Raw genomic sequence first — 23,151 nt, 5'->3', positions numbered from 1 at the left:
AAAGGCGGAGAAGTGTATGGGAATTGATTGGAAAGCGTATCAAACAAATGGTTTTTTTGATGAATTAATTGACGCTAAAGGGAACGTGAGATTACACGGCAATCAATTAGCTCAGTTCTTTTCGAGTTTATCAAGTGAAGAGTTAGTCAAAGCGAGGGCTGTTGCAGATTTAGCGATTAAAGAAATGGGGATCAGCTTCACCGTCTACGATGAAGGTAACATGATCGATAGAGCCTGGCCTTTTGATATTATTCCACGCACCATTGGTAAAAAAGAATGGCAAGGTATTGAAGTCGGTTTAAAGCAACGCGTCGAGGCGCTTAACTTATTTATTGATGACTTATACCATGACCAAAAAATAATAAAAGATGGTTTTTTTCCAAAAGGTCTATTGGAAAAGTCAGTTAACTTTCGCAAGCAATGTGTAGGGGTTAACCCTCCTAACAAAATATGGGCACATATTTGTGGCTCTGATTTAGTACGTGATGGCAACGGCACCATGTATGTCTTAGAAGATAACTTACGCGTCCCATCTGGTGTTTCTTATATGCTTGAAAACCGATCCGTAATGAAGCGTGTTTTCCCTGAATTATTTGAACAAGTCTCGATCCTACCTGTTGATGATTATCCGTCTCAATTATTTGATATGTTAGCAGCTATGTCACCTCGTCCACAGGATAAGCCTGAAGTAGTTGTTTTAACGCCAGGTGTTTTTAACTCAGCTTATTTTGAACATTGTTACCTAGCACAAGAGATGGGTTGCGAGTTAGTAGAAGGTCGTGATTTAGTCGTAGAGAAAGATGATTGCGTATATATGCGTACCATCACTGGCTTGCAGCGTGTTGATGTTATTTATCGTCGTATAGACGATCTATTTTTAGATCCCGAAGCATTTTTGCCGGATTCTCAATTAGGTGTACCTGGATTAATGCGTGCTTGGGCAAAAGGCAATGTTGCATTAGTAAATGCTCCAGGTGCCGGCGTTGCCGATGATAAAGTAGTTTATGCCTATGTGCCTGAAATGATTAAATATTACCTAGGCGAAGATGCGAAACTAGCGAACGTGCCTACGTACAAGTGTCTGGATCCAAAAGAATGCGATCATGTTATTAAAAACATTGATAAATTAGTGGTTAAACCCGCAAATGAATCAGGTGGTTATGGTTTGTTAATTGGTCCCAAGTCAACCAAGAAAGAACAACAAGAAACCATTGCTCAAATTAAAGCAGATCCTCGTAATTGGGTTGCTCAACCGACATTAGACTTATCCACAGTGCCAACATTAGATGGCGTTGAACCCGATGGAAGACATGTGGATTTAAGGCCGTTTATTTTATCATCTGGGCATGATACTCAGGTCACTACAGGTGGATTAACACGTGTTGCTATGAACAAAGGATCGCTGGTGGTGAATTCATCACAAGGTGGCGGTAGTAAAGATACTTGGATTGTTGACGAGGAGGCGTAATAATATGCTATCAAGAGTATGTGAAACTTTATATTGGGTGTCTCGCTATATTGAACGTGCAGAAAACGTAGCGCGTTTAATTAATGTTAATAATATGCTGATCATGGATCTACCTAAAGGGGTGAGCACTGGTTGGGAGCCTTTAATTGATATTATTGGTATGCGTCAAGCCTACCAAGAAAATCATACTGACTTTTCAGAACCAAAAGCATTGCGTTATTTATTAATCGGTTACGATAATAATTCATCTATCCTCAATTCTGTCATTAATGCTAGAGAGAATGCGCGTACTATTCGAGATGTTATTCCAAGAGACGTTTGGGAAGAAATAAACTCTTTATATTATTATGTCAAAGATAATCAAAACGAAGGGCTGAGCAAGCGCGGACGCTTTGCTTACTTAAAAAAGATCATCGAATCAACGCATATGATCTTTGGTACTTTAGATGCCACTCTTAACCATGATCACGGTTATACGTTTAGCCGATTTGGTTTAATGATAGAACGCGCCGACATGAGTTCACGTATTTTAGACATTCGATCCGCTACGCTGATCACTAATGAAGTAGGTAAACCCTTTGAAAACATTCAATGGATCAGTTTATTACGTTCAATGAGTGCTTATCAAATGTATCGTCAACAAATGGGTGTACGTGTTCAACGTTCCGATGTAATTGAGTTTATAATGCATAGTGAGGTTTTCCCTCGTTCGATTTTATTTTGTCTAAATGAATTAAGAAAAATGATGGAGCCGGTTATTCATTCTGAGGAATTAATTAAGCTCATTGATCAAGTATGTGATAGTTTAAAAAATGAAGATGTGAGAATGCTAAAGAATGGTGATCTGCATGATTATGTGGATAAAATACAGCTTAAATTAGCTGGTGTACATAATCAGCTCGCTGAACTGTACTTCTTAAAAGCACCTGAATTAATTGAAACTGAAGCGGCTGAATAAGTCATTTTATTAAAGCAGTGGGCGAGCCTTGTGTGTTCAATAAAGTGCAAGGTACCTACGCCTACTACTCACTTTTCAGATAAAAATCGACACGGGTACTGCCAAGCGCTTTGCTCGTTTTCTGTTTTCGAAACATTCATTTAAGTATTAGCCCCCTTTATTCCGCACCAATAGGATTATTTTATGCAAGCGATTCAAATTCATCACCATGGCGACCCACTTTTATTGACTCAATGTGCTGACTTAAGCGTTACAGATGAGGATATTTTAATTGCAGTTAAAGTGTCAGGGGTTAACCCTGTTGACACTTATATCGCTGCTGGAAGCAATGGTTATACCGCTACTTTTCCTCACACCCCTGGCAAAGATGGCGCCGGTGTTATTACTGCGTTAGGGAGTCAAGTCACTGGTTTTAAGGTTGGTCAGCGCGTTTATTGTTCTGGTTCTAAAACAGGTACCAGCGCACAGTTTGCATTAGCAACACCCGCTCAAGTTTTTCCTTTAGCTGATAGCCTTAGCTTTGAGCAAGGTGCTTGCCTTGGTACTCCTTATGCTACCGCTTGGCGAGCTTTGTTTATTCGTGCAAATTGCCAGGCAGGAGAAACGGTATTTATTCATGGCGCTAGTGGTGGTGTTGGTTTAGCGGCTTTGCAGTTAGCTAAAGCAGCTGGTTGTAAAGTCTTTGCTAGTGCGAGTTCTGAACAAGGCAGAGCATTATTACAGCAGCAAGGTGCAGATTTGGTGGTGAATCATCATGATCCTGAACATTACCAAAGTGTAAAAGAGGCTGGCGCAGTTGATATTATTTTAGAAATGCTCGCGAATCAAAATCTAGGTGATGATTTACCTCTACTCAATGTTAATGGCAGGGTAGTAGTCATTGGTAGTCGCGGTCAAGTGCAAATCAATCCGCGTGATTTGATGGCTAAAGATGCTTGTGTAATGGGCATAGCGCTAGCAAATGCAAGTCCTGAACAAGTTACCTTAATACATGAAGCCTTGTTTACGGCTGCTGAAAAAGGCGATATTAGCCCCGTCATTGCGAAACGTTTTGAATTGGCAGAGACAACGGAGGCGCATATTGCAGTGATGGGCTCTGGCGCAACGGGTAATATTGTTATTAACGTTCAAGAGTAATTAAGTGTTCTGAATAGTTAAGTACTCTGAATAGATAAGTATTTAGCCTAGATTCTCATAATATGTACTTAGTTATTCAGAAAAGAGAAATTGTATAATTAATGATCTGCTTACTAATGATGCTTGCTTAGTTTTTAAGGATTAAAACGTAATATCAGATCATTTTTCTTTCTTGAATTTCTTGAATTCAGATCATAAGTACAAATTTTTATACTTATCCAGAACTGAAGTTACTTAACTTATTGCTGTCACTTGGCTAGTTGATTTTATACTTCAGAATAGAATATGGATAAAAGCACAGCCTATAAAATACTGTTGATGAGAGAATTCAAAAGCTACCCCTTAAATCCTCTCCTTAAACTCCATCAAACATACGAGTACGCGCATTATTAAGATGGCTCTTCATTGCGTCTCTTGCTGCTATTGCATCCCCTGCTTTTATTGCATCTACAATTGCTAGGTGTTCTTGTTGTACAAGCTCTAATCGAGAAGGAGGGTGGCGTAACGATAAGTTTCTGGTGATATTGATTCCTTCTTTGACACTTTTTTCCAATGATTTCAGAACGGTACTATAAAAATAGTTATTGGCTGCATCGATAATTGCATAATGAAAACTGAAATCTTCATCGGTAGCCAGTTTACTGGAAGCGTTAGCAACATTTATTTTCTCATAGGCATCTAGAATGGCTTCAAGCTGTATATTAGTTCTTCTGCTTGCCGCTAATCCTGCTGCTTCAGCTTCTAAGTTAGCTCGGAATTCAAAACAGCGTTGGATATCTGCAATGCTAGAAAGAGGAGAGAATTTTAACACATCACTGTCAGGTTTTTTTATTACATAACTACCTGAGCCACGGCGTGAAGTAATTAACTCATCTTCTCGAAGGCGTGCTAAAGCTTCGCGAAGAATAGGGCGAGAAACTTTAAAGTCTTTACATAATTGAGTCTCTGCAGGGAGTTTTGTATTGAGTTCATAAACCCCTTCTATTATAGCCGTCAGTATTTGTTCATAAACGATCGCACCCAATGATTGTTGGTGGCTTTTGGGTAGGTGATTAGTTTTGCTCATAAGTTATTTTCCAACGTCCAGCGGTTAAGCTATTTTATTCTTTATTGACTCTAGCACAGTACTAAGAATTACCTTTAAGGTGTTGATAGTATTGTGATGTAATGCTAATTCCACTGCGCAACAGAGCAATCTTGATGGTTAACACAAACGATAATAGTGTTAACGTTTCCATCAGTGTTTGCTATTAGCTTTCTTAAATAAAAATTATATCATTGTATTGATTAATATTTATTGATCGTAGCCAGTTGTTTACTGCACATTATTTGCCGATCATTATTTATCGGTCATTATTTTCCGATCATTATCTTGGATTAACTTTATTTAATTAACGGGTGTTATTAAAGCTTTCCCAGAAAAATAGGCTTCTAAATTATCTACAACCATTTGCGACATATTCGCTCGAGTTTCCACCGTTCCACTAGCGTGGTGTGGTGATAAAACAACATTATGTAAACCTTTAAAAATATCACCACGACAAGGCTCTTCAGTGAAAACATCTAGCCCCGCACTATCAATGGTATTGTTAGCAAGCGCTTCTATTAAGGCCGTCTGATCCACTACCGAACCCCTTGCTACATTAATTAAAGTACCTTGTTTCCCTAGCGCAATAAGTATTTGTTTGTTAATAAGTCCGACGGTATCTTTACCACCAGGGCAACAAACGACTAAAATGTCAGCCCAATTAGCAAGGTCGATTAATTGGCTTTCATATTGATAGTCGCAATTGTTTTTTTTATTACGACCGAAGTAAGCAATTTCTAGTTGCATTGCTTGCGCCCGAGTAGCTATAGCTTGGCCTATTCGACCTAAGCCAACAATACCTAGCTTCTTTCCGGACAATGAAGAGGTTAAAGGCATTGGCCCTTTTTCTGCCCATTGATTACTGCGTAGCCATTGGTCACCGAACATTAATCTACGACGAGTTGCAAGAATCAACATTATGGCTAAATCAGCCGTGTCATTTGTCATTAATCCTGGAGTATTACATACTTTAATACCGCGTTTATTGCATAATTCAATATCAATAGCATCGTAGCCCACACCTGATGATGAGATGATTTTAAGGTCAGGTAATCGATCAATAAGCTCATTAGTTAAAGCAATTGTACCGCTAGTGACTATCGCGATAATGGATGCCGCAACTTGTTCAGGTAATTGCTTTACGGGGGCAGTAATGTTGAAAAAATGTAGTGTGAAATTCTGCTCGAGTATGGCCATTTGTTTTGCTTCAAGAGCGCGAAGTACCAATATATTTGGTTTCATTAATATATTCCTTGATAGGGTCCATGCTTGATTTAAAATAGAATACAACGGATAAAAGCCTGATAAATATCAGGCTTTAGTATGACCATAAAGTTTTTAATTGATACGTTTACCGTCTAATAAATGAGATGTAGTATTTAGATTATCATCTCGAAGGCTTTTTGGAAGCAATGCCTGTGGTAAGTTTTGATAACATACTGGACGTAAAAAGCGTTGAATGGCACCACTACCTACGGAAGTGCTTCGTGAATCTGATGTTGCAGGGAAGGGGCCGCCATGTACCATTGCATGACAAACTTCAACGCCTGTAGGCCAACCATTTACCATTACTCGACCTGCTTTTTCTTCTAGTATTGGCAATAATGCAGAAGCCACTTCTAGATCTGAATCATCCATTTGTAACGTCGCCGTTAATTGCCCTTCAAGCCCAGTAGCGACTAACAGCATTTGCTCGATATCTTTACATTCAACCACTAAAGACGTTGAACCAAATACTTCATCACGTAGTGTTTCATCTTTTAAGAAATCTTCAGCAGTAGTGACAAATAGCCCTGACTGACAGCCGTTTGGTTGCTCGCTGCTAACTCCATATCCTTGTGATTTGACTGCTTTGTTATTAGCTAATGCGCTTACGCCCTGTTGATAAGCTTGATGAATGCCTGGTGTTAACATGGTTTGGGCAGCTATATTATTAATTGCTTTTGTTGCTGTTGTTAAAAAATCTTCAAGTGCCTTTCCACCGACCGCAATAACTAGCCCAGGGTTGGTACAAAATTGTCCTGCACCCATCGCCAATGAAGTAATAAAGCTTTCACCTAGCTGAGTTGAGCGTGCTTGAAGTGCTTCAGGCAATAAGAAAACAGGATTGATGCTGCTCATCTCTGCATAAACAGGGATCGGTTGTTGACGAGATTGCGCAATATTCATTAATGCTAGGCCTCCGCTACGCGACCCTGTAAAACCTACGGCTTTGATACGTGAGTCACTTACTAATGCTTGTCCAAGTTCATTTCCCGAACCATATAATAAAGAAAACACACCTTCTGCTAAACCGCATTTAGCAACGGCAGATTGAATCGCTCGGCCTACCATTTCAGAGGTGCCTGGGTGAGCTGAGTGCGCTTTGACCACGACAGGGCAACCCGCTGCAAATGCAGAAGCAGTATCACCACCTGCAACACTAAATGCTAATGGGAAATTACTTGCACCAAACACCGCCACTGGACCTAATGCTATATTTTGTAAGCGCAAGTCCGGACGAGGTAATGGTTGTCTATCTGGCATCGCAGGGTCAATACGTAAATCTAGCCATTCACCTGCACGTACTACTGAAGCAAATAAACGTAATTGCCCACAGGTTCGTCCACGCTCACCTTCAATGCGCGCTCTAGGTAGTCCAGTTTCAAGCATTGTTCGTTCTATTAGTGGGTCACCAATGGCCATTATTTCTTCTGCCACTGTTTCGAGAAATACAGCGCGCTCTTCTAAAGAAGTATTACGAAATTCGATACTGGCTTGTGTCGCTAATTCACATGCTTGGTTGACCTCAGCAATACCGCCTGAATAATAAGCTGGCTCTAACAACTCACCGGTCGCAGGGTTAATTGCTCTAATCTCTGGTTCAGCAATAGCGACGCTTTTTTTACCTATTAATAGTCGTCCAGTTAATTCCATTTTTGTTCTCCTAAGTATTTAATATATTGAGCTCTTCAGAGCCTTATTTAATTGATGAATTAGCCTAAAAAGGTTTCTTTAATGGTTTCTTTATCGCTAAGAAGTACACAAAGATCAAAGTTAAAATGACAAAAAATAGGCTGTCATAATTAGTAAAGAAGGTCATCGGGTTACCATTTGATAATGATAATGAGCGTCTTAAAAATTCTTCTAAATTGGGGCCAAGGATAAATCCAAGAAGTAAAGTGATGACAGGGAAATCATGTTTTCTTAAGTAGTAAGCTAAGATACCTATGATTAATGACATCATCATTTGAAATGTTGAGAACGTCGCAACGTAACTACCTACCACGGCTAATAAAGCAATGATGCCGTACAAAACGTCTTTGCGGATTGCGACTATTTTTATAAAGTATGGGCCAAGTAAATATAAGGTTAATGGGATCAATATTAATGCACTAAACAGTAATGAAGCTAACATCGGCGCGATCAATTCGGCTTGTCCTACCATCAACTGTGGACCTGGTTGGATACCATTGATCACTAATACACCTAACATAATAGCTGTCACTGGGTCACCCGGAATACCAAAGGTCAACATGGGCACTAATGCACCGCCACATACCGCATTATTAGCACTTTCAGATGCGACAATGCCTTTCGGGTTACCTTTACCAAAGGTTTCAGGTTCATCAGAAGTACGTACTGTTTCCGCATAAGCGAGGAAACTACCCATTGAACCACCTGCGCCAGGCAATGTTCCTACTGCATATCCAATAAGGCTAGATTTTAGGTAGCACATTACCCCTATTTTGCGTATTTCAGATAAAGGTGGAATAAAGTCTCGACGAGATATCGTTACTTTCTTTAATGCCTCAACCATTTTTTCAGCACAACCATTGGACTTTGCTTGGATCAGGATTTCACTGATTGCAAATGTACCTATAATCATTGGCATTAAATCGAGACCGGCAGTGAGTTCGCTAGAACCAAAAGTGAAACGAGTCATTGGCTCCATTGCATCTAACCCGACCGTTGCTAGCATTAAACCAATACAGGCAGCCATACCCGCTTTAACTACTTTGCCGCGCTGTGCAATCACAATGACTACAATTGCAAAGGCTAATAGTGAAAATTTACCCGTTGTTTTAACTAATAGCGCAACCTCAGCTACAAAGGGGGCGAGTACAATTAGTAATATTGCGCCTAATGCTCCACCGACCATAGAGCCAAAAGCTGCATGACCTAAAGCTAAAGGCCCTTTGCCTTGCAATTGCATCGGGTAGCCGTCCAAAGCGGTCATCATCGATGAAGGTGCACCTGGAATGTTAATGGTGGTTGCTGTAATACTCCCTCCACACATACCTGCCATATAAATACTGGCACATGCCATTAGTGCAGTGGATACGTCAAGGCTGTAGGTAAGTGGTAGTAAAAGTGCTAATGCAAGTGTTGCCGTTAATCCTGGAATTGAGGCAAAGATAGTACCAATCAGAAACCCTGCAACCACATAAAGAAGAATTTGAGGAGACAGCAATAATGAAAAACTACCTAAAACAAGATTAATAAATTCCATGGTCTATCCCCATAACGTCGGAAGTCTTACACCAAACATCTGTTCAAATACCAGATATCCAAAGGAGACTATAATTGTTGATATCACTATTTTTTGAAGCACTTTTTCCAGTGATGAAAAAATAATAATGATTGATAAAACAAACAAAATAGATGAGAAAAAGTACCCTAGAGGTGAAAATAACAAAATATATAAAAAGATTGATAACATCACCGCAAGTGGAGCAAATCGGCCTTTCCCTGATAAAGCATTATCTGTTTGAGTGTCGTCTTCTAAAGAAGAAGCCTTACTTTTCATTAATTTCACTTCTCTATACAGCAAAATTGAACTGAACATCATTGCAAAAAGACCAATAAGCAAAGGAAAAGAGGATGGTTGCAATCCATTATTAGCAAATGGAGCCCCTAAATTGATCGCAATGACAAAATATCCGACTGATAGAAAAAAAAGTAAAAAATGAAATACTACATTCTTGTTTAAAAGCATAACCCCTCCATTTACGCCTCGTATTTACGTGAGGCGTATATTACTAAGTCCTTATAGACCTAATGCATCCATTTCTTTGAACGTGCTAGATTGAAGTTCGTCAATCCAGGCTTGCACATCTTTAGATCCTAACCAGCTAGGTGTAACACCCACTTTCATTATCCACTCTTGAAATTCAGTGCTGTCGTAAGCTTTTTTGAATGAATTTTCAATAATAGCAATGGTGTCTTTAGGCGTTCCTTTGGGCGCGGCTAATAATATAAAGCTACCTGTTTCTAGTTCATAACCGAGGGTACTGATTGGTGGGACATCTGGGAAAGATGGATTCTGCTCAGAGGCTAATTCAATAACTCCTTTCGCATCACCTGATTCAATGATGCCGCTGAAATCACCTAAACTTGAAATTGCACCATCAAGCTCACCTGATAATAATGCTTCTGTTTCTGCACTTGATGAACCAGGGTAAGTAATAACGTTAAACTTAACACCGGTGAGTTTTTCTAAGCGATGTACCGCTAAGTAAGGACCTGAACCCTTTGGAGCAACGCCAATTCGTACTGTATTTGGTTTGGCTTTTGCCGCCGCAATCAACTCTTCAAAGCTGTTAAAACCGGACTGTTTAGAAACAACAATGGAATCAGCTTCTTTTGTGATGCGTGCAATCAGTGACATTTTATCCAGAGAGTAACCGGGTACCATTTTTCCACGTGGCAAAGTGATCACACTGTCATAGGTTAAAATACCAATTGTTTGACCATCTGGACGTGCTCGCGTCATTTGCATTAAACCAGTTGCTGTAACGGCTCCATTGATATTTTCAACATAAATAGATTTAGGTAATTCCTGCTCAGCAATATTACTAATTTTACGTGAAATGCCATCTGCGCCACCACCTGCTGCCCATGGAACAATGAGACGAATATCTCGTGATGGGAAATCTGCTGCTATGACTGAAGAGCTAAGAATACAAGCTCCTAATGCACACATAAGTTTGTTTTTTAATCCTTTGTATAACATAACTATTTTCCTTTTTTTATAAAACGGTTGATAATTAAACAATAAGTGAGATGCTTAAATAAACTATCCACTCGGTTTAATATTGGTCACTGTTTGTACTAATCAATGAAAAGCTTGTTTGAATTAATTAGCCTCAGCTAATTTTGCTTGGTTATATTCTTCTAATACTTTGTCTGTTGGTGGATAAAGGCCAATGACTTTGCTGCCAGTGCGCACTTTAGCAATCACATAGGCTTCAAAACGTTCCATCGCAGCTGCTTCAAGTGATATTTCTTCAGCAATTTCAAGTGGAATAACCATTACACCATCACCATCGCCGACTAATACGTCACCAGGGTAAACAGCAACACTGCCACAACCGATAGGTACTTGAAGTTCAACACCGTGGTGCTTGGTTAAATTGGTAGGAGCACTAGGTTTTGCGCAAAAAATAGGTAAGTCCATATTTGATGAATCATCAAAATCGCGAATGCCAGCATCCGATACAAAACCACCACACTTTCTAAATTCTAATCGAGCTAATAAAATACTGCCTGCACTTGCTGCTGAGGCATCTTGGCGGCAGTCTGAAACGAGGATCATGCCCTCTGGCACGGTTTCTACTGCGACCCTTTGTGGATGTTGCGGATCTTTGAAAGCGGCAACCGTATCAAGGTCTTCGCGAGCTGGTATGTAACGCAATGTGTATGCTTGCCCAACCATTTTTACTTTCTTTTTGTTAACTCGGCTGACATTCTGGATGAAGGTATTACGGAACCCTCTTTTAAAAAGAGCGGTATGTAAAGTAGCGGTAGAAACTTTACGAAATCTGTTTATTACTTGTTCATCTAATTCTTGAATACTAGTTACATTACTCATTAATAATCCCCTTGTGTATATGACGTTTGACCATTAATAAGATATGACTAAAAAAACAACAATTCAAACTAATTATTACTAATATTTACTAATTTAGGCGCGATATCTCACTTTCTTAAATAATGAGATATTGCGCATGTTTGCCTTTTATCCTTATTTCTAAGCGATTATTCATAATGATAATTGTTTTTATTTTATTTAATGTATTGATTTTAAATATATTTATTTTTAGAGTGAAATTTAAGGATAGATAATAAATTTCTATATTAGGAATTTTGTTGTTTTATTGTTTTTACACATTATTACAACTATTTTAAGGGGGAATATTATATTAATCGACTATTCGCATTCATATTGCTGGTGAAAATTATTGTACTTTTTGAATATATCGAGGGTGAGATCGACCAATAACTAAATAAAAGCTGTAATAGTAATTGCTGCTTTTATTCAATTATTGGTTCTTGAAAATCATTGATTTAAATTTATGTTATTAGGTAGGCGTAGACATTTGTTGAAATAGATAAGCATTTTTAATCGTTTTTCTGCCTTAAAAAATACTTAACTATAATAAAGCGAAATACGGTTACCTTCTACTTCCTGTACTTTAAAGGGAATTTCATAGATCTCGCTGAGTACCTGTTCTTGAATGACTTCTGACACCGTACCACTTTTAATGAGTTGTCCCTGTTTCATGGCGATAATATTATCGGAATAACAAGATGCAAAGTTAATATCATGGATCACTATGACCACTGTTTTATGGTGTTTTTTTGCTAATTTCTTTAGTGTTTTCATGATATCTACCGAGTGTTTGATATCAAGATTATTCAAGGGCTCATCAAGAAAAACATAATCAGTATCCTGTGCGACAACCATAGCGATAAAGGCCATTTGTCGTTGCCCGCCGGATAATTGATCAATATAGCGATCCTGCAAGTGAGTAATGTCCAAATTAATCATTGCTCGGTCAATGAAGCTATTATCTTCTTTTGTGAGTCTGCCCTGCGAATAAGGAAAACGGCCAAATGCAACTAGCTCACGTACAGTGAAGCGCATATTAATATTATTAGATTGTCTTAATACCGATAATCGCTTTGCTAAACTTGCACTGTCCCACTGATTTAATGGTTTGTCCGCAATCATGACTTGTCCTGCATCACTTTCTGTTAAACGGCTAACCATTGATAATAGGGTGCTTTTACCTGCGCCATTAGGGCCAATAATACTGGTCACTTTACCCAGAGGGAAAAGGGCATCGACATTGCTTACAACGTATTTATCGTTATATTTTTTACTTAATCCGCTAACTGTGATCACGAGACTAGACCTTAATCAAATTTATGTTTCATTAATAAAAATAGGAAATAACCACCACCGAGGAAGTTAATAATGACACTAATAGTGGTATTAAAATTAAATAAGTTTTCAACCATCCATTGTCCGCCAGCAAGCATCACAATAGAGACTAGAGCGCTTGCGAGTAGTAGAAATCGATGTTGATAAGTCCGAAATAATTGTCGTGTTAATGCCACTACAATTAAGCCCAAAAATAAAACTGGGCCGATCAATGCAGTAGAAATTGAAACCATTAAAGTGATAACAAACATGATATGCATGGTTAACTTCTGTGTATTCACCCCTAAGCTAGTTGCGTTATCAATGCCTAACCACATGACATCTAGTTTATTAGCGAGTTTCATTAGATAAGCAAAACACAGTAAAAGTGGCACTACACACCAGTAAACTAACTCTGCATTAATATTATTAAAGCTGGCAAACATTGAATCTTGAATATAGGTAAATTCATCGGGATCAATGACCATGGTAAAGAATCCAGTCGCACTATTGAACAGACTGCTGAGTACTACGCCAATTAATAACAGGGTGAATATGTTGCGTTGTCGGCTTTTAAAATAAAAATGAAATAAGACCATCGAGCAAAATATCATGATGCTAGTTGATAGTAAAAAGTTCATTTCACTATCAATGACAACTGCACTAAAACCACCGAATACAGCCACTAATAACACTTGGATCATGACATACAAGGAATCAAACCCCAGTATCGAAGGGGTAAGGATTCGATTATTGGTGACGGTTTGAAAAATCAGAGATGAAGAGGCAATCGCCATTGCTGATAAAATAATGGCCAATACTTTTGGGATCCGGCGTGATAAGAAAAACTGATAATTATCAACGGTCAGCCCTTTACTTAAAAAAAGTGCGCAAATGATAAATGCGATAGCGCCGACAATGAATAGCTTAATAGGATCACGCATTAGACTTGTCCCGTAGGATCAGATAAATAAACACAGCACCACCTAAAAGGCTAATGATCATCGAGATAGGGATTTCATAAGGGAAAATAATCAGGCGGCCTAAAATATCACAGCTCAGTACAAGCACCACACCAACGTAAGCAGTCCAGGGCAGGTTACGACGCATATTGTCACCAATAAATAGCGAAACGATGTTAGGCACAATTAACCCTAAAAACGGAATCATACCTACAATCATTACCACTGAAGAAGAAAGCAGTGCCACTAAAATAACGCCAATCATGATGATACGCTGGTAATTTAACCCTATATTTTTTGCAAAGCTTTCACCGACGCTGGCAGCGCTGAATTTATTTGCATAAAAATAGGCTAAGACGGCAACAGGTAGGGCGATATAAAGGAATTCATAGTTACCGCGTAATACAGAAGCAAAATTGGCCACTGTCCATGAATTTAAAGATTGAACTAAGTCGTATTTGTAGGCGATAAAGGTAGTCATGGAAGAAACAACATTGCCGTACATAATGCCAATTAAGGGCACCATCACCGTACTCTTAAACTTCAAGCGTTGTAAAAAATGTATGAACAAGATGGTGCCAAACACTGAGAATGCAAAAATAATTAATAAATGAACCCAACTACTCATCTCTGCAAATGCAACCAATGCGACCATGTAACCAAACATTGCCCAATCTATGGTGCCGGTTGTGGAAGGTGCTGCAAATCGATTTTGTACAATCTGCTGCATGATCAAACCTGCAATACTTAACCCTGCTCCGGCTAACATAATTGCTAATAATCGTGGTAAGCGGCTGGTTGTTAATATACTAAGAGCGTGTGGATCCGCATGGAATATATCACTCAATGAAAAATCAGCAACGCCGACCATTAGTGATGCGCAGGTAAGAGCCAGTAAAATGGCAATAGCGAGAAAGTGGGTAAACTTCATTATTATCTACATTGAAGAGCTTGAAAGGTTGCGAGTTTAAGCAAACCTATCAAGCCGTTCATATTTTAATTGTTAACGGATGGCATTATTAAGGTCGAGTATCATCTGTTTAATTGATCGATAACCACCTCCCGCTAAGTACCAAGCTGTAGTATCAAGGTAGATGATACGGCCATTTTTTGCAGCAGGGATTGAATTCACCAATGCGTTATTAAATAGTTGTTGTGCTTGGCCACTTGCTTTGCCAATAGCTTGGTCTCGATCCAGTATTAACAGTACATCTGGCTGAGCATCTGCAATATATTCGAAGGAAATTAAGTTACCGTGAGTATGATTTTTTGAAGCGACATTGGTAGAAGTTGATGGCATAAAGCCAGCGTCATCATAAATAAATGAAAATCGACTGGTTGGGCTAAATGAAGTGATATTACTACCATTACTCATAGCGGTGAGGACTTTTAAAGGAGTACGTTGCGTTTTTTGTTTTATTTTATCAATACGATTTTGTATATCGGCGATAAGTTGCGCACCTTTTTCTTCTTTTCCTAATATTTTACTTAGGTTAAGCCAATGTTTTTGCGTTGACTCCCAGTAGTGTTTAGCTTCTACCTGAAATAGGTAAGTAGGTGCAATCGCTGCAAGGTCAGGATAAAGCTTAGCCATTCGTCCTTCAGCGATAATCAAATCAGGCTTTAGCGTAAACAGAGTCTCATAGTTAACTTCTTGCAACGTGCCTGTGTCGACATACTTATCTGCTTTGTATTTTTCTAGTGTGGTTGGCAGTAGGCTTTTTGGCATCGCGATAGGGGTAACACCGAGTGCATCCACAAAGTCTAAGCTACCGAATCCTAATACAACTACTCGTTTTGGCACTCCATTTATCTCTACGGTTCCTAGGCTGTGTTCATAAGTGGTAGCAAAAGCAGGGCTGGTCACAACCACTAACAGTATTACTTTTAATAATCCGTGAAAAACATTTTTAGCAAAGGTCATGTTCTTTATTCCTATTCTTTAGTGTGGAGCTATTACGAATACAACCCAGTGATTAAACTGGGTTGTATTTACTATAATGGTTGCAAAGTTATCGAGACCATTTTTTCAATTAAAAGAGGTAAGATGCAGTTAATTTCACTGTTCTACCTGGTTCAAAATCGGTGTAACCATTAATTGAATTATTGTATGAAGCATGTGACGCATAAGTTTCATCAAAGATATTCTCAAGCCCAGCGGTAATGGTTAAATCTTCCACTTGTTTTGGAGTCCACTGAATAGATAGGTCATGTACGTCGTAACCTTCTTTAGCGACATCAGCGTCAACATCTTTATGCAAATCTAAGGTCAACATACTGGTCCAATTAAGTGATACATCTAATGCTGGGATGGCATAACCTAGGTTTAAAGAGAAGCTATCACCCACTTCATTAGTTAAGGCTTGACCTTTAGTCGGCGCACCCGTTGCATTGGCATTGATTGAGGTATATTTAGAATCAGAATGAGCGTAAGTTAAGCGACTTGTAAACTCACCTTGACGCATGTTAATTGAAGACTCCACACCACGGATTTGTACGTCACCTAAGTTTTCAAGGCCTGTTTTACCCGTTGTTGAGTTATCAATGTAATCATCGATATTGGTTTCAAATACACTTACAGAGAAACCGACGCTATCTAATCCTGCTAAGTTTTGCTGTTCAAATGATAAACCTAACTCATAGTTAACACCTGTCTCAGCTTTTAAGTCTTCGTTGATAACTTCTGGAGCACTTAGGAATGAACCTGGTAATGAAGGGCCTTGGAATAATTCAGTGGCACTAGCACGTGCAGTCCATTGATCATTAATCAGGTATTTAGCTGCTAATGCAAAGCTGGTTTCTTTGAAAGTATCGTTAGAAGAGTTAGCATCCATGGCATGATGATCGTAACGCACACCCGGTGTGACAGATAATTTTTCAGTTAACTGTACTTCGTCTTCAACATAAACTGCATAGCTATCGATTGATTCTTTCTCACCCGAACGATTGCCATTAACTTTTTTCTCTGACTCTTGTTGCTGGCCTTCAACACCGTAGCGAGCAGTATGTTCAATACTTGCGGTTTCAAGATAAGTTTCTGCTAATACTTTAAAGCCAATGTTATTGGTGATCCCTTCGTCGTTTGTACTACCGTAATCGCGGCGATCTGGGTTGTAATTCATTTCGTTGCTGTACAGAGTAGAGTGCACTTCTGTATTGGTTAGCGATAATTCATAATTTAATGCAATTGATTCACGTGTATATTCAATCGGATAAATCAAATTATCATGGCTGTAACCAGCGCCTAAATTAGATTTAATAGTGTAATCGCCATCATCATTATAATAATCGTAACTTAGCTCTAAACGATTTGAATCATTAATATCAAAACCTGCTTTAAGCAGAACATTTTGCATTTTTCCTTCTTGACCCACTTGTTCTACGCCATCACCGTCATCAGGGTTGTTACGATCTATCGCGCTGTAATAAGCGAGCATATCAAAGTGGTCATTTAAACGAGAGTAGACAGTGCCAGAGTAGGTGTAGTAATCGTTATCTGCATAACCACCGTAAACTCTTGCTCCTAACTTTTGGCCGTCTTTTAATAGGTCATCAGCATCTTTGGTTTCAAAGGCAACCCCCCCACCAAGACCACTGTTAATAATAGAGTTGCTACCTAATTTCAGGTCAACCGCTTTAATAATATCTGGATTAATTAATAGGTTACCAACATGGTGAAATACGTTGTTACTTTGATCAACACCATCGATCGTAATATTTAAGTCAGACTCGGTAACACCACGAATATTTATCGATTGATTAAGTGCATGTGAACCACCCACATCGATACCCGGTTGGTCACGTAACAAGTCACTGAGATGATCTGCCTGCTTAGATTCAATATCATTACTTAATAGCGAGCTATCATTATTGATTTGTGTTCCCCACACCTCAACCGTTTCGTAAGTACTCACCTTTGGTTCTTCTGCTTGTACAGAAAAGGCTAAACTTGAACATAATGAGCTAATAATTATTGCGATGCGTTTACGTTGAAATGGTGCAGATTTTTTCATTTTTCTATCTCGTCCTGAAATAATGATGAGTAATAAGTCGGTTTAACATTGCCTTTGTGATAATGGTTATCATTAGACTTGATGGTGATGTTAAAAGCAATCATTCTCATATTCATTTTCTGGATAGCTATTATGCAGCTTATGAATGGTCCTTATGTTACTTAGTGAGTGCTCGATTTTTCACTTAGTTAATGGTAGTTATGCCACTTTGGAACTATGGACTAATTTAAATTATCAAGCTTACAGTGGCATGGATCTTCTGAATAATCGTCGCTTAGTTTTTAGTTTTTAGTTTGTTAATAATTTTTCCACTAAAAAATTGTTTTATAAGTACTTATTTTCTAGATTGCTAATCTCGGTAATGATTGAACGAAACCACACACACATAGGATCTTGATGATAACGTTTGTGCCAGTATAAATAGAGTCGCTTGGTAGGATGTTGTAGGTTTGTTGGCACCTCTCTACAAACTATGTTGTGCGACTTTGCTGCCTGTAGGGCGTAGTCCGTTGGAAGGTGAAAAATAATATCTGAGTTGGCTGCAATGGAAGCAGCAGATGAGAAATTATTAAGACGTACAGGGGTCGCTATTTTGCCATTGTCACCTGTTATACCTAAGGCTTTAAAGCGTGGTTCAATGGATAATTTTTTGTCTCCCTGCAGCGAAACTTGTCCAAATTGGCAATTGCGTAATTTTTCTGCATCAAGAGGAGCATCTGCTAAGGGATGGTTAGCAGACATAATTAAACGAAAATCACGGTCTAAATAATGTTGACGATATAAGTCTTGGTCAGCAGCTGGCGGCTCTTGGTTAGTAATAATAAAATGATGTGCACCGGAGATCAGGCCAGTAAAGTGTGGTTTGGATACCGTATCCACATCGAGCGTCATTTGTGGAGCTCTATCTCTCAATATATTAACTAATTTCGGTAGCAATATATCCATTTGCGGCGCTAGTCCAAAAATACGAATAGTTTTCTCGCTGCTTGATGGGAAAAACTCATTGCCATCGATCAACTTTTCTAAGCTAGTAAGCACCGTATTTAAATCACGTTTAATGGTTTCTGCCTTAGGCGTTAACGCATAACCATTACTGGATTTTACTAATAATGGATCAGAGAACAGCTTACGCAATTTATACAGCGCACGACTCACCGACGATTGACTCATATTAAGTGTTAATGCCGTATTAGTGACGTGTTTTTCCTTCAGAAGTTGTTTTAAGAGCAGCAGTAAGTTGAGGTCGACTTGGTTTAAATTCATAGTTCGCTTAAATTGATAGTTTGCTTAGTTAGTGTGACTAGTTGATTGATAAAAAATTAAAACGGCACCTATAACCTATACCCATTTTACGGCTCAACTTTTTATTCCAATGCTTGAAATACTTCACTACTTAGGGCAAAAATTTTGTAAAGAAAATTATTCTTTGACGTAATCTATGCCCAATATTTGATCGCATACTTAATGGGATTAGTATCGATTATAGCGACTTACTCTTAACTTTTAAATAGTAAAAGGTATCATTACCATTCTCATTAGGGTTTGTCGAATGTGTCAGGCATTATCCATGAAACTATCGATAATCTACGCTATAGGGTGGTGAGTGGTTAACAATGACAGCCAATAATCACTGGCTGTGAATATTTGATGGTTATGTTACTTTGGAGTCCCTGTGAACTTATAACAGTGAGCTATTAATTTATTTGTTTTGCAATCTGTGATGCTAATTCATCTAAACCTTCTGCAAGTGCAATCACCAATTGTTGATAACCTTCACTTTTTAGCGGTTTGATTATTTCGAAATTGTCACTTTGAATAACCTTGCCCTGTGAATTAATCAGTAACCACTCGCCACTTAATTCAGCATTACCGGTATATACGCCATTGAATCTAGAGAGAGAGAGGTGTAATTGCGGTTGATTATTCAAAACCATTGCTGCGTTTAATTGCACTGGCCAGTAAGCGCTTTGTTTTGCCCGTAGATTAAGTATCATTCGTTGATTAATTTGCATGGATATTTTTTGTGCCCAGCGATTATGTTTGGCCAATATTACTTCGGTATCAGAGACCCTATACACTAAACCAACTTGATCTAAATACTCATCCAAATTTGTTTTAACTACTACAATTGGTGCACTTTTAGAGGTGACGACTTCAGTGCTATTCACTGGTAGTAAAAACAATGAATCTTGTTGTATTGCAGTATTGCTGCACCCCGCGATAAAGAGGGTGAATAACGTAAGCCATATTTTCATTAATTTACTCTCTTCGCTGGGATCGGATCTTGTACGGTGCCTGTGCCAAATATAAGTGAATTTGGTTTATCATTAATTTGTTTCAAAACAGGTTGTAATTCAGACATGACTTGCTCAAACTTTTTCATTGTTTGCTCTAAATCATTGTACATTACTGAGTTCGGACTGAACCCATCTAATGTTTTTTGTAGCTGTTTTAAACTAGTTTGAATATCTGCCGGTAGGTTTTGAGTTGCTTCTTCAGAAACCAAACCATTTAAGTTTTTGATGGTAGTATTGGCTGATACTAAGGCTTTATCTAAAGAATTCATTGATCGTGCCATTGACTCGACGGCATCATTTAAAGGTAGATCATTGACCTTGTTAAATAATGATGAAAGTTGCTGTTGAACCATTGCAAATTCGCCTTTTTTTGTTGGAAACACATTGTATTTACCAACTTCTGTCATCTTGAAGTTTGGCTCAGGTGCATCAAATTCAGTATCAACAAATAAAGCACCGGTTAATAAATTACCTGTTTCTAGTTTCCCTTTTAAGCCATTTTTAAAGTGTTGTTCAAAGGCTTGTTGGAATGTGTTTAAGGAAATGTTGCTACCTTTATCAAACAGCCTACCTAGTTCGAGTTTTACTAAAATCTGAATTTTGTTTGATGATGCATTATTTTCAGAAAAGGCGACATCATAGGGCGCTTCTAATACGGTGCCGATACGTATACCTCGATACTCTACGGGAGCACCTGCAGTCAAACCTCGAATGCTTTCATCAAATTCCATAATAAACTTAACGTATTGTTTATAAAGTCCTTCTTTAACTTGTTCATAATTATCAAAGAGAGGCAGTTTAACTAATTCATCGTCAAAGGGTTGTCCAACATCTTCACCCGCAGGAATACCAAAAGTCACACCACCGGATAGTAGGCTTTGTAACGAGTCGACTTGCACATTAAAACCATCGGCATTCAGTTTTACATCAATACCTGAGGTGAGCCAAAACTGTGAGCCAGAAAGAAGTAAACCATCATAAGGTTCAAAAATGAACAGTTGATACAGTGCTTTTTTTTCTGCTAAATCAAAAGATGTTTTTTCTACGCGCCCGACGGTAAAACCTTGATAGCTGACTGGATCCCCTATATTTAGCTTTCCTGCTTTAGCATGACTTAATAAAACGCGTACTCCTTTACTGCTAAGAGGAGTAATAGGAGGTAACTCTAACGCAGTGAAATCGAGTTTTTTTGTGGTGGATTCACCGGGCTGAATCTGAATATAAGCACCGGATAAGATCGTCTCTAAACCTGAAATGCCTGCACTGCCAACCCTTGGTTTGACCACCCAAAATTGTGTTTTATCATTAAGCATTCGCTCGGTATCTTTATTCATTTGCGCTTTGATTTTTATATGATCATAGTTTTCACTGAGCGTGATATCGGTAACCATACCTACTTTTACATTTAAGGATTTTATCTCTGTTTTCCCAATATTAATGCCTTCTGCAGTGGGCATGATAATAGTGATTTCAGGGCCTTTATTATTAATAAATTGAAATAGCATCCATAGGGCAATGACCAGAGCAACTATTGGCACAATCCATATCGCTGATATTGAGTTTTGTTTCTTTATATTAGCTTCTGCCTGAGTACTATTACTCGTCATGTTTTATCTCTTTTGTATCATTGGTTAAGTGAGAGGGACTTTCTATTTCACTGTTTATTTTTAGGCTTTTATTACTGCGATCAGGCCAAAGCATTCTTGAATCAAATAACATCGCCGACAACATGGTAAATATAACCACAATAGCAAATGAAAGTGCAGCGGGTCCGGGGTAGATTGCCATTAAACTTTGTAATTGCACAAGTGCAACTAATATAGCCACTACAAAAATATCTATCATCGACCAGCGACCAATAAATTCAGTTATTCGATACACCTTTAGTTTTTGAAGTGCATCTTTATTAGACAAAGTGTGCATTTTTTTTGCGCTGATGAAAAGCCAACACAGGGCAAATATTTTTACTAAGGGGATAAAGACGCTGGCAATAAAAATAACGGCTGCAATTGGGTAGGAGCCTAATTGCCACAATACAATCACACCTTCCATAATAGTCGAGGGACTGCTTGAACCTAAGCTTACTGTATACATTATCGGGTATAGGTTCGCGGGTAAATAAAAAATAATGGCTGTAAATAATAATGCCCATACTTTTTGCAAGTTTGCTTGCATATTAAAGGGATGTATTGGGCTGTCACAACGAATGCAGGTGTGATTGTTGGTTATCGGCTGAGGATTTATCTGGTGGCATACATGGCAGTTGAGATGGGTGTTGGAATGATGAGTATCACCTTGATAATCTTTTTTGAACTGTATCGAAGGAATAAATTGTTCCCAGAGCCAATTTTTATCAACTAAAGAAACGCACTTAACAACCAATACGGTATAGATGCAAAATGCAAAAAATGAATAACCGAGGCTAATATCTGCCAGTGACGAAATTTTTATAAGGCTGACTAATACACCCAATAAAAATACATCAACCATCAACCACGGCTCTATTTTTAGCAACAGTTTACAGAGTCGCTTAATATGCTTTTGCGATGATTTTACAACGAGGTTAGGCTTATTTTTGGCCGCCATAAAATACAGATACAGCATTGAACTGATGTATAGGGTCGGTAATACAATCACAGTGGCTAATAACAACAAGGCGAGTAATGAATTTTGAAATTGGTCGAGCATTTGCACTGCATGAAGCAAGGTTATTTGTTGCGTCAATCCCTGCACTGAAAATGACATAAATGGGAAACTAACGCTTAGCACCATCATTAGTAAACAGGCCGATGCATAAGCAATCGCAGTTTGATGAGGTTTAGCGATAGTTTGTGTCAGCATGTGCGCGCATCTTGGGCAGTGTGCTTTCTGCGCTTGGTGTAATTTAGGCACAGCTACAACTAACCCGCATTCCTCACAAGGGATCATTAAATTAACTGGTGTCTTGTTGATGTCTATTGTCACGTTATTGATGGGCTCACTTATTTTTCTATTGGCTAATTTAAAATTGCTAATGGTTAATTTGAAACTGGTACTGGTTA

General features: G+C 38.5%; 19 protein-coding genes. 3 read left to right on the top strand and 16 right to left on the bottom strand.

From position 1 onward, the window contains the following. Positions 1-16: 16 nt before the first annotated feature. The 3 genes from GQR44_RS01900 (at position 17) to GQR44_RS01890 (ending at position 3,563) form a co-directional block, all read left to right on the top strand. Positions 17-1,468 carry a circularly permuted type 2 ATP-grasp protein gene (locus GQR44_RS01900; RefSeq protein ID WP_166368662.1) on the top strand — a complete coding sequence of 484 codons (1,452 nt, stop codon included), beginning with the start codon at positions 17-19 and terminating at the stop codon, positions 1,466-1,468. A 4-nt stretch (positions 1,469-1,472) separates the two neighbouring features. Beyond that, positions 1,473-2,426: an alpha-E domain-containing protein gene (locus GQR44_RS01895; protein ID WP_166368660.1), complete on the top strand. Its 954-nt coding sequence runs from the start codon at positions 1,473-1,475 to the stop codon at positions 2,424-2,426. Positions 2,427-2,609: 183 nt separating this feature from the next. Further along, positions 2,610-3,563, top strand: a complete 954-nt coding sequence (locus tag GQR44_RS01890; RefSeq protein ID WP_166368658.1) for an NADPH:quinone reductase — start codon at positions 2,610-2,612, stop codon at positions 3,561-3,563. Positions 3,564-3,918: 355 nt separating this feature from the next. Here GQR44_RS01890 and GQR44_RS01885 read toward each other — a convergent pair whose 3' ends face one another. The 16 genes from GQR44_RS01885 to GQR44_RS01810 all read right to left on the bottom strand — a co-directional run bounded on the left by GQR44_RS01885 (position 3,919) and on the right by GQR44_RS01810 (position 23,074). Continuing rightward, positions 3,919-4,629, bottom strand: a complete 711-nt coding sequence (locus GQR44_RS01885) for a FadR/GntR family transcriptional regulator (RefSeq protein ID WP_166368656.1) — start codon at positions 4,627-4,629, stop codon at positions 3,919-3,921. Positions 4,630-4,950: 321 nt separating this feature from the next. Further along, positions 4,951-5,892, bottom strand: coding sequence for a 2-hydroxyacid dehydrogenase (locus GQR44_RS01880; RefSeq protein WP_166368654.1), 942 nt, complete (start codon positions 5,890-5,892; stop codon positions 4,951-4,953). A gap of 96 nt (positions 5,893-5,988) precedes the next feature. Beyond that, complete coding sequence (locus GQR44_RS01875) at positions 5,989-7,566, bottom strand: aldehyde dehydrogenase (NADP(+)) (protein WP_166368652.1); 1,578 nt, start codon at positions 7,564-7,566, stop codon at positions 5,989-5,991. 64 nt (positions 7,567-7,630) lie between these two features. Continuing rightward, on the bottom strand, positions 7,631-9,142 hold the full coding sequence (locus GQR44_RS01870) for a tripartite tricarboxylate transporter permease (protein ID WP_166368650.1): 1,512 nt from the start codon (positions 9,140-9,142) through the stop codon (positions 7,631-7,633). 3 nt (positions 9,143-9,145) lie between these two features. Beyond that, on the bottom strand, positions 9,146-9,628 hold the full coding sequence (locus GQR44_RS01865) for a tripartite tricarboxylate transporter TctB family protein (protein WP_166368648.1): 483 nt from the start codon (positions 9,626-9,628) through the stop codon (positions 9,146-9,148). A 51-nt stretch (positions 9,629-9,679) separates the two neighbouring features. Beyond that, positions 9,680-10,645, bottom strand: a complete 966-nt coding sequence (locus GQR44_RS01860) for a tripartite tricarboxylate transporter substrate binding protein (RefSeq protein ID WP_166368646.1) — start codon at positions 10,643-10,645, stop codon at positions 9,680-9,682. Positions 10,646-10,768: 123 nt separating this feature from the next. Continuing rightward, positions 10,769-11,503 (bottom strand): ribonuclease activity regulator RraA, encoded by a 735-nt coding sequence (locus tag GQR44_RS01855; RefSeq protein WP_166368644.1) that lies wholly within the window; start codon positions 11,501-11,503, stop codon positions 10,769-10,771. A 558-nt stretch (positions 11,504-12,061) separates the two neighbouring features. Beyond that, positions 12,062-12,820, bottom strand: a complete 759-nt coding sequence (locus GQR44_RS01850) for an ATP-binding cassette domain-containing protein (RefSeq protein ID WP_166368642.1) — start codon at positions 12,818-12,820, stop codon at positions 12,062-12,064. A gap of 11 nt (positions 12,821-12,831) precedes the next feature. Next, positions 12,832-13,782 (bottom strand): iron chelate uptake ABC transporter family permease subunit, encoded by a 951-nt coding sequence (locus GQR44_RS01845; RefSeq protein ID WP_166368640.1) that lies wholly within the window; start codon positions 13,780-13,782, stop codon positions 12,832-12,834. Beyond that, complete coding sequence (locus GQR44_RS01840) at positions 13,775-14,731, bottom strand: ABC transporter permease (protein WP_166368638.1); 957 nt, start codon at positions 14,729-14,731, stop codon at positions 13,775-13,777. The genes GQR44_RS01845 and GQR44_RS01840 overlap by 8 nt, the downstream gene beginning before the upstream one ends. 72 nt (positions 14,732-14,803) lie before the next feature. After that, entirely contained in the window at positions 14,804-15,724 is a 921-nt protein-coding gene (locus GQR44_RS01835) for an ABC transporter substrate-binding protein (protein ID WP_166368636.1), read from the bottom strand. A gap of 109 nt (positions 15,725-15,833) precedes the next feature. Continuing rightward, a complete protein-coding gene (locus tag GQR44_RS01830; RefSeq protein WP_166368634.1) occupies positions 15,834-17,813 on the bottom strand; it encodes a TonB-dependent receptor in 1,980 nt (659 codons plus the stop codon). A 324-nt stretch (positions 17,814-18,137) separates the two neighbouring features. Continuing rightward, positions 18,138-19,076 carry a LysR family transcriptional regulator gene (locus GQR44_RS01825; protein ID WP_166368632.1) on the bottom strand — a complete coding sequence of 313 codons (939 nt, stop codon included), beginning with the start codon at positions 19,074-19,076 and terminating at the stop codon, positions 18,138-18,140. 431 nt (positions 19,077-19,507) lie between these two features. Continuing rightward, positions 19,508-20,068, bottom strand: coding sequence for an ABC-type transport auxiliary lipoprotein family protein (locus GQR44_RS01820; RefSeq protein ID WP_166368630.1), 561 nt, complete (start codon positions 20,066-20,068; stop codon positions 19,508-19,510). Then, positions 20,068-21,717, bottom strand: coding sequence for an intermembrane transport protein PqiB (gene pqiB / locus GQR44_RS01815; protein WP_166368628.1), 1,650 nt, complete (start codon positions 21,715-21,717; stop codon positions 20,068-20,070). The genes GQR44_RS01820 and pqiB overlap by 1 nt, the downstream gene beginning before the upstream one ends. Next, positions 21,707-23,074, bottom strand: a complete 1,368-nt coding sequence (locus GQR44_RS01810) for a paraquat-inducible protein A (protein ID WP_346774307.1) — start codon at positions 23,072-23,074, stop codon at positions 21,707-21,709. Before GQR44_RS01810 ends, pqiB begins: the two co-directional genes overlap by 11 nt. Positions 23,075-23,151 lie beyond the last annotated feature (77 nt).

The organism is Psychromonas sp. SA13A, assembly GCF_011378715.1.
Taxonomy (GTDB): domain Bacteria; phylum Pseudomonadota; class Gammaproteobacteria; order Enterobacterales; family Psychromonadaceae; genus Psychromonas.
Note: the sequence above shows the minus strand (reverse complement) of the source record. Positions and strands in the feature narration are given on the sequence as shown.

What these genes read in the sequence shown, in the direction of transcription:
- GQR44_RS01820 (WP_166368630.1), bottom strand. Translation starts at nt 20,068, where the DNA reads ATGAAAATATGGCTTACGTTATTCACCCTCTTTATCGCGGGGTGCAGC.
- GQR44_RS01885 (WP_166368656.1), bottom strand. Translation starts at nt 4,629, where the DNA reads ATGAGCAAAACTAATCACCTACCCAAAAGCCACCAACAATCATTGGGT.
- GQR44_RS01865 (WP_166368648.1), bottom strand. Translation starts at nt 9,628, where the DNA reads ATGCTTTTAAACAAGAATGTAGTATTTCATTTTTTACTTTTTTTTCTA.
- GQR44_RS01870 (WP_166368650.1), bottom strand. Translation starts at nt 9,142, where the DNA reads ATGGAATTTATTAATCTTGTTTTAGGTAGTTTTTCATTATTGCTGTCT.
- pqiB (WP_166368628.1), bottom strand. Translation starts at nt 21,717, where the DNA reads ATGACGAGTAATAGTACTCAGGCAGAAGCTAATATAAAGAAACAAAAC.
- GQR44_RS01825 (WP_166368632.1), bottom strand. Translation starts at nt 19,076, where the DNA reads ATGAATTTAAACCAAGTCGACCTCAACTTACTGCTGCTCTTAAAACAA.
- GQR44_RS01875 (WP_166368652.1), bottom strand. Translation starts at nt 7,566, where the DNA reads ATGGAATTAACTGGACGACTATTAATAGGTAAAAAAAGCGTCGCTATT.
- GQR44_RS01860 (WP_166368646.1), bottom strand. Translation starts at nt 10,645, where the DNA reads ATGTTATACAAAGGATTAAAAAACAAACTTATGTGTGCATTAGGAGCT.
- GQR44_RS01830 (WP_166368634.1), bottom strand. Translation starts at nt 17,813, where the DNA reads ATGAAAAAATCTGCACCATTTCAACGTAAACGCATCGCAATAATTATT.
- GQR44_RS01880 (WP_166368654.1), bottom strand. Translation starts at nt 5,892, where the DNA reads ATGAAACCAAATATATTGGTACTTCGCGCTCTTGAAGCAAAACAAATG.
- GQR44_RS01890 (WP_166368658.1), top strand. Translation starts at nt 2,610, where the DNA reads ATGCAAGCGATTCAAATTCATCACCATGGCGACCCACTTTTATTGACT.
- GQR44_RS01845 (WP_166368640.1), bottom strand. Translation starts at nt 13,782, where the DNA reads ATGCGTGATCCTATTAAGCTATTCATTGTCGGCGCTATCGCATTTATC.
- GQR44_RS01840 (WP_166368638.1), bottom strand. Translation starts at nt 14,731, where the DNA reads ATGAAGTTTACCCACTTTCTCGCTATTGCCATTTTACTGGCTCTTACC.
- GQR44_RS01835 (WP_166368636.1), bottom strand. Translation starts at nt 15,724, where the DNA reads ATGACCTTTGCTAAAAATGTTTTTCACGGATTATTAAAAGTAATACTG.
- GQR44_RS01895 (WP_166368660.1), top strand. Translation starts at nt 1,473, where the DNA reads ATGCTATCAAGAGTATGTGAAACTTTATATTGGGTGTCTCGCTATATT.
- GQR44_RS01855 (WP_166368644.1), bottom strand. Translation starts at nt 11,503, where the DNA reads ATGAGTAATGTAACTAGTATTCAAGAATTAGATGAACAAGTAATAAAC.
- GQR44_RS01900 (WP_166368662.1), top strand. Translation starts at nt 17, where the DNA reads ATGGGAATTGATTGGAAAGCGTATCAAACAAATGGTTTTTTTGATGAA.